A 10,657-nucleotide genomic window follows, 5' to 3' on the forward strand; every position below is an offset into this window, starting at 1 on the left:
GATAACGCAGAGAGGTCCTCATGGAGTCACCGCTGGATCGTTGGTTCGAAAATCGTGCTTCGGGCATACGTTTATCGACCCATGATATCAATTTGTTCGGTGACGAAACCAGGGAAGAAATCCCTCCGTATCCATTATTCGTATATGATGAATTTCTAATATACCCATTCCGGGACGATTGCAAGGGAATTTTCATCGTCGGCTCATTTTTTTTGACCAAAAAAGTCAGATTTAGGTTCCGGGATGCCATGTCAAGGCGCTTGCTTTTGATAGTCCTTGGGAATTTGAAACAGTTCCACGGGTTGAGTGCCCTCCTGGATGTTGGAAAGTTCGACTTGCAAACCATCCACGTATTTTTCCCGGATGGCGATTCCCAGTCGGGGATCGATCCAAAGATGGGCCTGGGGGATTTCACGCTGGTCGGGACCGCGTTGCGAGATCTCCCAATGGATGGTTTGCCGACTATCGATTTTTTCGGTTCCAACCTGACGACAGATGAGCGATTTATCGCGTCGGCAGGGTCCATCCGGATCATCGGGCAGGGGAGGTCGGTTTTGGATGACACCTTTGCGCTCGGAATATATCTTTTGATTTGGCAAAAGCACCCATAGAGTTTTTTCCTGGGTCGCATGAATCATGACGACCGGGATACCATCCCGTTGCGACTCCCCACGCACCCCATCCGGGGAAACGAACAGTTTTCCGCGGGTTTGGGTCCATTTTTTTTGGGGAACCTCCCGTGGCGAGGCGCCACGGACCGGCGGGGACGGGGGTCTGGCCCCCTCCTGGACGATTTCGGGTCGGGAGCGGATGACCTCCGCGGAGAAGGGAATCGGGGTGGCATCGGCATGGGCGTTCCAGGCGCACCCAACCCACACGAGCAGCAGGGTGCGGAGGAACGGGTGGCGATGGCGACGCGCGGAGTGGTTCAAGTTGGGCATGGTCGCGTGGCGGGAGTAGGGGAGGGAGATTGAGAAACATCCAGGACAAAAAGCCCGCCCAAGGCGCGACACACCACGAACCACGAGGCTCGCGTCAACGCCAGCGCTCCGTCAGCGCTCTTCGGGCCAGTAGCGACTGCCGGAGGAACCGGAGCCGCGTCCCCATGTGCGCCCGTCATTCCGGAGTCGCTCATCCTCGTAGCCGTTCGGGCCTGGATCCCGATCGTCATACCCACGCTCCCGGTACCCACCGTCGCCCCAGCGACCGCCGCCCCGCGAATACTCGCGCTGATAGGGGCCCTCCCAACGCGACGAGCCGCCTCGCGATTCATGGGGATCGTCCCGGTAGCCGGATCGGGAACCCGTGGAGTCACGGGAGCGGGCAGGTCCGTCATTCCAGCGCTCGCTGGCAGGGGGGCGATCCCCGGCAGGCGCGGAATAACGCTCCTCCATTTCATAACGATTCGGCCCACCCCCGCCATTCGGACCACCCGACTCCTCCCACTGGGAGGGGACATGTCCCCAGGGACGGCTCGGGCGGCGCGATTCCTCATTCCAACCCCGCCCCCAGCCACGTGCCGGGCCGGACGGAGGGGGCGCATCATCCCGTCGTCCCTCGCGCCACTGAATGCCTCGATCGTCCTCTTCGTAGTCGCGACGCGGGGCGGTCGGACGGATCTTGAACGGGGTACGCTCGGGATCGACCCGATAGAACCCGGAAGTCCATTGGGTATCCTCCTCGGCGCGGACCTGGGCCGACCATCCGGCCATGACCCCGAAAACCAGCGCGAACGACAGGGTGACGCCCCGCCGCGCGCCGCCAACTCCCCACCAACCCATCTGACGCATCGACGATTCCATCGGCTTCATCTCCAGGGATTGCCGTCCTGCCCATACCACTCACTGCCGGGATTCCAACCATCCCCGGAAGGGGCGGAATCGCTCAGGGGACCCGTCGGCAGCGTCAAAACGCCGTGCGCCGGCATCTCGCCCGAAGCGCCCGGCGGTTCCATGCCGGCAGGACGTCCGCGTCCGTTCGGTACCGGCGGAGGCGGCGCGAACAGAGGATCCGCACCGCTTAAAAAACCCTCTTCCATCCGTTCGCCGGACGGCAGGTTGGCATGGTCGCCCTTGACCCCGCCAGGGATCCCTGGCCCGAACTCCGCACGCCTGGACGTGCCACGTCCACCTCCCTCCACACCCCGCTCCGCTGCCGATTCCAAGGACTTTCTTTCGGCCACGGGCGGTTGTCGGCCCTCCTCGCCTCGCTTTCCAGGCGGGGGACGACGTTTATCCTCCCTGCCCGTGCCTGGCGTCCGCGCCGCTGGCAGGCCCGGAGGGCCCTCCTCGACCCGTTGAAACAGGCTGTCATCCATCAGATTCAACGGTATTCCAGATCCAGGATCACCGGCATCCGCCGGACTTCCCCACAAACGGAAACCACTTCCGCTCTCGGATGGCGCGCTCTGCTGGTTGGGCAGCGTCACCGGCTTCTCCTCGCCAAAGGCCCAGAGCGGACCCGCGATCACGCAGCCGATCGCCGTCATCGCGACCACCACCCCGCCATGCGCACCATCCCTCATCAACCGTCCCCGCGCGGCTCGTCCGTCTTGCCGTGATCGCTCTTCAAGCGAATCCCACGCCTGACCGCCGGTTTCGGCCTGCTCTCCTCGGCATCGTTCTCGACCGGTTCGACCTTGGGAGCGGGCGACGGGTCGCGGCTCTGGGGTACCCCGGATGCGGGGGCGGCGGACTCGGCCACCCGAGCGACCGGGGCGGGATCGACCACCTTTGCCACCGGCGCGGTCTCGGCGACCGGCTCGGGATCCAGCACCACGGGTGCCATCGGCTGGGGAGCCGCCGGTTTTGGCCTGGCTTTGACCTTGGGTTTCTTCGGTCGGAAGATCAAGCCCCAGAAAAGTTGCCAGATGGCGAGCAGAATGCCGGTCCGGGGGGCCTTGGTCACCTTGACCGCCGGTTTGGGAGCCGAGGCGTGGGGCAGATCCGTCTCGCAGGCGCCGTCGAGACGCCCGGCACGCGAGGGAGGCACATACTCCGGGGAAACAAAGGCATGGCTCGCGCTCACGCAGCCCAGCGGAATCACCAGCAGGGTCAGAAGCGTCGAGACCAGGGAGCCGAACAACAACGAAATCGCCATGCCCTGGAAGATGAAGTCCCCCAGAATCACGCTCGATCCGGCCACCAGCGCCAGGGCGGTGATGATGATGGGCCGGGTGCGCGCCTTGCACGACAGAATCACCGCGTCACGCACGCTGGTGCCGCGCATGATCTCCTGCTTGGCGAAATCCACCAGCAGGATCGAGTTGCGCACGATGATGCCGGCCAGGGCGATGAAGCCGATCATCGAGGTGGCGGTGAACTTGGCGTCCAGCAGCCAGTGACCGGGCAGAATCCCCAACAGCGTCAATGGGATCGGCGCCATGATCACTGCCGGCAGCACGAAGTTGCCAAACTCCCACACCACCAGCATGTAGATCAGGATCAAGGCCACGCCAAAAGCCAGCCCCATGTCGCGGAAAGTTTCGTAGGTGACCACCCACTCGCCGGTCCACTCGAAGGCCGAATGGGTGTAGCTCTTGGGCGGTCCCATCATCTCGCCGGTGATCTTCACCCCGTCCGGCGCGGTGTAGTCCTTGAGCATCGCCTCCACGTCCATCATGGCGTAGATCGGCGCGTCCAGACGACCCTCCACCTCGGCGGTCACATACTCCACCGGGCGCAGATCCTTGTGGAAGATGATCGGATCGTGGGGCTGCTTGACGAAGCGTCCAAACTCGCCCAAGGGCACGATCTTGCCCTGCGGGTTGACCAGCGGCAGGTCGCTCAGGCTCGAGATGTTGGAGCGCACCCCCATCGGCACCTGCAACACGATGTAGGTCGGCTCGAGCACGCTGCCGCGCTTCACGTCACCCACCTGGGCCCCGCCCATGGCCATGCCGAGGTTACGGTTGATGGCCTCCACCGTGATGCCGCGGCGTACCGCCTTTTCGGTATCCACCTCGAAGCGCCAGATGTCGTAAGACTCGCGCATGTAGGTATCGACATCCACCAGGGAGGGCGATTTCTTGAACATGGCCTCCATGTCCCGCGCCAATTTGCGACGGGTGTCGGCATCCGGGCCGGTCACCTCCGCGACCACGGATTGCAACACCGGCGGTCCGGGCGGCATCTCCACCACCTCGATGTGGGCCCCGACCTCGCGCGCCATGGGGGTGAGCAGCTTGCGCGCGTCGATGGCGATGTCGTGGCTGGTGCGCTTGCGCTTGCTCTTGTGCAGCAGTTGCACCTGAATGTCGGCCTGCCAGGCATCCTGACGGAGATAGTAGTGACGCACCATGCCGTTGAAGTTGAACGGGGAAGCGGTGCCCACGTAGGTTTGCAGCGCCGTGACCTCCGGGATCTGGGTCTTGAGCGCCTGGGTCATGCGCCGCGCCAGATTGGTGGTCTTGGGCATGGCCGTCCCTTCCGGCATGTTGATCACCACGTTGAACTCCGGCTTGTTGTCGAGCGGCAGAATCTTCACCGTGACGTCCGTGGTGTAGAAAAGCAGCATGGACAGAAAGAACAGACCGATGAGCATCAGCAGGAAACCATACCCCTTGACCTTGCTGTCCAGCAGGGCGGGAATGATCCAGCGGAAGAATTTCTCCAGCCGTTCCGAGCTTTTCATCTCCTTGTCGGAGTGGTGGTGCAGGGAGCGCATGCTCGGTTTGATGAGCTGGGCCAGCCACGGGGTGAAGATGAAGGCCGCGAAGAGCGAAAAAAGCATGGCCACCGATCCCAAAGCCGGGATCGGCAGCATGTAGGGACCCATCATGCCGCGCACGAAGCCCATGGGCAAAAGCGCCGCGATCACGGTGAAGGTGGCCAGGATGGTGGGATTGCCCACCTCGCGCACCGCGTCGATGGAGATCAGATGACAGCACTTGTCCTCCATCAGCCAGCGCCGGTAGATGTTCTCCACCACCACGATGGCGTCATCCACCAGGATGCCGATGGAGAAGATCAGGGCGAACAGACTCACCCGGTCGATGGTGTATCCCATGATGAGCGCCGCGAAGACGGTCATCAGGATCACCACCGGAATCACGATCAGGGTCACGGTGGCCGGCTTGAAACCGAGGGCGAACCAGACCAGCACCGTGACCGCCATGGTGGCCACCAGCAGCTTGAAGAGCAGTTCGTTCACCTTTTCGTTGGCGGTTTCGCCGTAGTTGCGGGTCACGGCCACGTTGACGTTCTTGGGGATCAGGCGCCCTTTCAGTTCCTCGATCTTGGCGAGCACGCCATTGGCCACGGTGACGCCGTTGGCCCCTTTCTTCTTGGCGATCGCGATGGTCACCGCCGACGATTGATTGGCCGTGGGACCGTTCGGGTCCGCCGCCGGCCCGGTGGTGTAGGTGACCATGCGCTGGGTCTCCTCCGGACCGGAGAAGACCTCGGCCACGTCGCGCACCCGGATCGGCTGGTCGCCGTGGGTGCCGATCATCAGACGGGCCACGTCATGGGCGTTCTTCAGGAAGGCGCCGGAGTAGACCTGAAAACCCATGTCCGAGGATTCGACGCTGCCCAACCCCTTTTCGCTGTTGGCGGTGCGGATCGTCTGGGCGATCTGGTCCAGGGTGATGCCGTAGCCGCTCAGTCGTTCCGGGGAGACCTCGACACGGATCTGTTCCGGGCGCCCGCCGACCACGAAGCTCTGGCTGGCGTTCTCCACCTCGTTGAGCTTTTGCAGCACGTCCAGGGCCAGGATGCGCAGCGAGGAGTCATCCACGTCGTTGGACCAGAGGGTCAGGGTCACCACCGGCACGTCATCCACCGCCTTGGGCTTGACCAGGGGTTTGGTCACGTCCGGCGGGATGAGATCCATGTGGGATTCGAGCTTGTCGTAGAGCTTGACCAGGGATGCCTCCATGTCCTGGCCCACGTCGAACTCCACGGTCACCATCGCCTGACCGCGCAACGAGGCGGAATAGACGTGTTTGACCCCCTTGATTTCGCTCATGATCCGCTCGAGCGGCTCGGCCACCAGGGTGGAAACCTGATCCGCCGAGGCACCGGTGTAGCGCACGAAGATGTCCACCATCGGCACCGAGATCTGCGGATCCTCCTGCCGCGGGGTGAGGATCAACCCCATGATCCCCATGGCCAGACAGGCAAAGAGCAGCAGCGGCGAGAGCGGCGAGTGGATGAAGGTTTTGGCCATCGAACCCGCCACCCCGAGATTGTGCGTCAGGGTGGTGGGAGTCGGGGGAGGGGGCAGCGAATCTTTGTGGGATGTCGTCATGTTCGCGCTTCCGGGGCTCGGGGTTCGGGGCCGCCGCTTTGGGAGAGGTCTTTAAGGGGTGAAGCGACACGCGTTGCCGAGGTCGCTCCGGATGGGCACGCTCCGTGGAACCCATCTTGACCGGGGCTCCACGGGTGGAATGCGCGGGGTGTTCCCCGCACGCTGTTCTAGTGCTGCTTCTCCATCTTCTTGCCAGCGGGATTGGTGGACGAGGGGCTCCAGTCCGTGGCCATGCCGCTCGGCGGGGTGCCCAGAATGCGCTCGCCGACCGACAGACCTGACAGCACGCTCACCGACTTGTCGTCCACGAAGCCGCCCAGGCGGATCATGCGCAGTTGGGGTTCATCCCCCTTGTGGTCCGGGGCGATCAGCACCGCCGGCAGACTGCCACGCCAGATGACCGCGGCCTTGGGCACGATCGGCATGCTTTTCACCGGCGTGGTGACGTCCGGGATCATCACCTCGGCGTACATGCCCGGACCGCCCGGCGCATCCTTGGGCAGATCGAGCTTGACGGTCACCGTGTGCCGCTGGGCATCGGCCATCGGATAGATCTGCGCCACTTTGGTTTCGATGCGGGTGTCGCCTACATCGAGTTTGGCCGGAATGATCATATCCTTCTGGACGCCGGGCATCAATCGGGCCGGGATGTCCACCTTGACCTGGAGATGGCGCGTGTCCGCGAAGGTCAGAAGGGGCATGCCGGGTTGCACGGTATTCCCCTTTTCGATGTGCTTGGCCACGATCACGCCGGAGAAGGGGGCGATCGATTTGGTGTCGCGCAGCTTGGCCTCGAGTTCCTGCAATTTGGCCTGGGCCTGGGTACGGCCCGCGTAGGCCTGATCGATCTGCGAGCCCTGATTGTAGATGCGGGCGCGCCGGGTGAGTTCGGGGTTGTCGATGCCGATCATGCTCGACATGGGCCGGGTGACCATGTAGTCCCACATGCGCGGCATGGCCATGCCGGTGTTGTCGGCGCCGCCGTAATCCGAGCCGCTGTAGACCTGACGGGTATACTGAACCCGGGCATTCTTCCAGTTGACATCCGCGGATTCGAGGGCCGCCTGGGCCGAACGGCGCATGGCCAGCAGGTCATCGTTGTCCAGGGCCACCAGGACGGTTCCGCTTTTGAACCAGTCACCTTCCACGCCGGCGATGTACTCGACCCGTCCAGGCATTTGCGCGGTGAAGGCGACCTCCTTGAAGGGGACCACGGTACCGCCCAACGTCGTGGTGGAACCAATCGAGCCGGCTTCGACCGTGATGATGTTGCCATCGGCGCGCGTCTGGGGAGCGGCCAATGTCACCATGAACGCGGAGAGAAGCGCGATGAACGTTTTTTGGTTTGTCATGACGTGCGTGCCCCCTTGACTGGCGATGAAGACCCCGACCTCCGTGAAGAGGTCGGGGCGTTCAAGCTCTCGATAATGATGAGATTTTTATACCCGTCCCATGACGGTGAACGACTTGATGAACGGGCCGGCCATGCGCGGATCCTTGATCATCGCGCCATAGTCGCCCACCTCGAACTTGAGCTTGCGGGTGGTGTAGGCCATGCCCAGCCCCATCATGCCCAGCCCTTTTTCGATCCACTTGTTCCAGCTTTCCTCGCTGGCGCGCAGATCCCAGTTCACCTCTTCGCCGGCATAGGCGCCACTCTTGACCGCCTTGCCCCCCTCGATCACCAGCACCCCGCGCGGTGCGTCCTCGCCATCGATGCCATAGGCGATGGTGGAGTTGAAACCGATCTTGGCCAAGGCATCGGCCAGTTCCGATTCGTTGTTCCATTCGGTTTGAAAGCGGTTCATCCATTGCGCGGAAAACAGGTCAGCCATGTGTGTGGTTCTCCTCTATTTTTCATTAATAGGGCTGGATCGGCGCGGGATGCGACCCGCTTGGACCCTTGTACAAAATAGCCCTCGATTATAAGAGAATCCTGTTGCGTTCGCCAAATTTTTTTTACCGATGCCGCACGACATGGTGCGATTCACCGGTGGTGGCGATGGGGATACACCCATCATGCCAAGTTGGTTTGGCCCCGAATGACCCTCCGCAACCTATGAATCGGCAGGTTGGGACGGGAACTTAAACGATGATGCGTTTTCGGATGCGATTTACCGCCAGGGGGAAGCAGAGTGCGAGGAGTGCGAGGAGTGCGGCGAGGTGCCAGAGCGGGTATTCGAACGGCAGTCCGGTGGTGAGGGGACGGATCAGGGCGACGACGTGGGTGAGAGGGAGGAGTTGGGTGGCGAGCGTGAGCGGAAGGGGCAGGGTATCGACGGGGAAGAACACCCCGCAGAAGAGGAACATGGGGGTGATGATCAAGGTGAAGTAATACATGAAGAAATCATAGTTGGGCGCGGTGGCGGTGACCACCATGCCCATGGAGGCGAAGACGAGACCGGAGAGGAGCACCACCGGCAGGGCGAGCAGGGCGGTGGGTGCGGTGACCGAGCCCATGAGCCAGCCGACGAGCAGGATGGCCGATCCGGAGAGGAGGGATTTGGTGGCGGCCCAGGTCACCTCGCCGGCGACGATATCGGCGATGCTCACCGGGGTGGCGAGCATGGCGTGGAAGGTTTGTTGACGGGTCATGCGGGTGAAGCTGTTGTAGATGGACTCGAAGGTGGCGGCATACATGGAGTTGGAGGCGAGGATGCCGGCGGTGAGGTAGACCGCATAGGGGATTTCGCCCATGGTTTCCACGTAGCGACCCAGACCGTAGCCCATGCCGAGGAGATAGAGGAACGGTTCCCCGAGGTTGCCGACGATGGAGGTGGTGATGTTCTTGCGCCACACCAGGAGATGGCGTCGCCAGACTTGCACGAAGAGCGGGGAGGGGAGGATGGCGTGTCTCATGGGGGGTGCATCATGCCACGAACCGGCCCGAATGGGAACCGTGTACCGGTGGAGGTGACACGTTCTCTGGCGGTCATGGCCCGGATCCACGGTGCCGGGTGTCAAAATGCTTGTCAAAACGGATCGGGTGGGGTAGGATATCGTTTCCGGTCGGCGCTATCGATAAGACGCGATACCGATCCGAACCGGCGTGCGGAGGAGTTCCAGAGCGGTTGAATGGGACGGTCTCGAAAATCGTTGTGGGGGTAACCCCACCCAGGGTTCGAATCCCTGCTCCTCCGCCATTCTACTATTTTTTGCCATCCAGGAGCCTGTCTCGAAATGGGCTCAACCATCTACTTTGAGGGCCTGCTGACCGGTCACCGCCCCCGGAAGTCCGGTTTCAACTCCAGAAGGGCGGGATTCCCGCCCTCAATGCAGCCATTTGGTCCCTTTCTTTCCCATTTGGACGCATTTCGAGTGCAGTTTCTTCAGGTTGTGCGTGGCCGAGTGCAGATTCCACTCCCCGTTGCACAATTCAAGACCACGCATACGGAACTCGTCCGCACCTTGCGTCCCTTTCATCTGACCAAATACGGGTTCCACGGTCTGACCGCGCTTCTTGTAGAGCGACTTGCCGCGCTTGGTCAGCAACTTCCGCTCCATCCGTTCCCTGGCAGACAGACCCTTGGGGATTCTACCGCGCGGGGCGGATTGGTCTCGCATCGCTTTCTTCTGTTTCCAATCCTTACGGGTGGAAATCAACAACTCACAATCCACCGTCTCCGCGCCTTCATTCGATTCTGACCAATACCCAGCATCAGCCAACGCCACGCCGAGTTCAGGCTCCTTCTCAACCAGTGCCATGTTCGCCCATGCCAACGCCAACATCGGCTTCAACTGCTCAACATCGTTGCGGTCCTGAGTGACGGCTGCCGCCACGATGATCTGGTCTTCCGATACCACCGCCTGGGCGTTGTATCCCTGAACCCAGCCCTTGCGCGTTTTCATGATCCGGCTTTCCGGATCGGTCACGTTTGCCTTGGCCTCTTCGCTGACCTCGTGGTTGCCTGACTGTGGCTTACGGCCTCGGCGTTTCTTCCCGGTCGCATCTTCTTCAGCCGCACGCGCCGCCACCTTCTCATCCTGCTGACCGGCCTTCTCAGATTGTTCTCGTTGCAACGCCTCACGACACGCTTGCAACCGAGATAGCCGATCCTTCCGGTTCCTCATCCCCTCGGGAAGTTCATCCCCGCGACGCGATCCATACAACGCATCCTCTTGACGATCTTCAGCCTCCGCTTTGGCCAAAAGCCCGGCCACCTCTTCATCAATCGTCGCTACTGTCCGGTTGGCATCCAGCGACGCGTTACCCTTCACCTTGGTTCCATCCAGTGCCACCAGACCCAGACGCGCCATCCCAGCCTTCCGGCATAACTTCAGCACCTCGGTGAACAAAACCTGTACGTCTGCCAGATGCTTGCGCCGGAATCGTGCAATTGTCGCATGATCCGGCTGTGTTGGTTCAGCGGGACATGGAGTTTTAGATTATTTCCGTTAGCTACATTGT

At 61.9% G+C, this 10,657-nt stretch carries 8 protein-coding genes and 1 tRNA gene; 2 read left to right on the plus strand and 7 right to left on the minus strand.

The window, feature by feature from the left end:
- The first annotated feature begins 20 nt into the window (after nt 1-20).
- A complete protein-coding gene (locus tag ACV4UY_RS10940) occupies nt 21-611 on the plus strand; it encodes a hypothetical protein (protein ID WP_491607629.1) in 591 nt (196 codons plus the stop codon).
- Between the two features lie 441 nt (nt 612-1,052).
- Here ACV4UY_RS10940 and ACV4UY_RS10945 read toward each other — a convergent pair whose 3' ends face one another.
- The 6 genes from ACV4UY_RS10945 to ACV4UY_RS10970 form a co-directional block, all read right to left on the minus strand.
- Entirely contained in the window at nt 1,053-1,802 is a 750-nt protein-coding gene (locus ACV4UY_RS10945) for a hypothetical protein (protein ID WP_491607630.1), read from the minus strand.
- 5 nt (nt 1,803-1,807) lie between these two features.
- Entirely contained in the window at nt 1,808-2,524 is a 717-nt protein-coding gene (locus ACV4UY_RS10950; RefSeq protein WP_491607631.1) for a hypothetical protein, read from the minus strand.
- The gene (locus ACV4UY_RS10955) at nt 2,524-6,168 is read right to left on the minus strand and encodes an efflux RND transporter permease subunit (protein WP_491607635.1); all 3,645 of its coding nucleotides are present in this window, start codon (nt 6,166-6,168) and stop codon (nt 2,524-2,526) included. Before ACV4UY_RS10955 ends, ACV4UY_RS10950 begins: the two co-directional genes overlap by 1 nt.
- A gap of 248 nt (nt 6,169-6,416) precedes the next feature.
- Nucleotides 6,417-7,601 carry an efflux RND transporter periplasmic adaptor subunit gene (locus ACV4UY_RS10960; protein ID WP_491607632.1) on the minus strand — a complete coding sequence of 395 codons (1,185 nt, stop codon included), beginning with the start codon at nt 7,599-7,601 and terminating at the stop codon, nt 6,417-6,419.
- 87 nt (nt 7,602-7,688) lie between these two features.
- The gene (locus tag ACV4UY_RS10965) at nt 7,689-8,084 is read right to left on the minus strand and encodes an SCP-2 sterol transfer family protein (protein ID WP_420903560.1); all 396 of its coding nucleotides are present in this window, start codon (nt 8,082-8,084) and stop codon (nt 7,689-7,691) included.
- Between the two features lie 250 nt (nt 8,085-8,334).
- On the minus strand, nt 8,335-9,108 hold the full coding sequence (locus ACV4UY_RS10970) for an ABC transporter permease (protein ID WP_491607633.1): 774 nt from the start codon (nt 9,106-9,108) through the stop codon (nt 8,335-8,337).
- Nucleotides 9,109-9,302: 194 nt separating this feature from the next.
- On the opposite strand from ACV4UY_RS10970, the gene ACV4UY_RS10975 reads away from it, so the two are divergent.
- Nucleotides 9,303-9,392 (plus strand) — tRNA-Ser (locus ACV4UY_RS10975).
- Nucleotides 9,393-9,519: 127 nt separating this feature from the next.
- Here ACV4UY_RS10975 and ACV4UY_RS10980 read toward each other — a convergent pair.
- Nucleotides 9,520-10,506 (minus strand): transposase, encoded by a 987-nt coding sequence (locus ACV4UY_RS10980; protein ID WP_491607634.1) that lies wholly within the window; start codon nt 10,504-10,506, stop codon nt 9,520-9,522.
- Nucleotides 10,507-10,657: the final 151 nt, after the last annotated feature.

This window comes from Candidatus Magnetaquiglobus sp., from assembly GCF_058402785.1.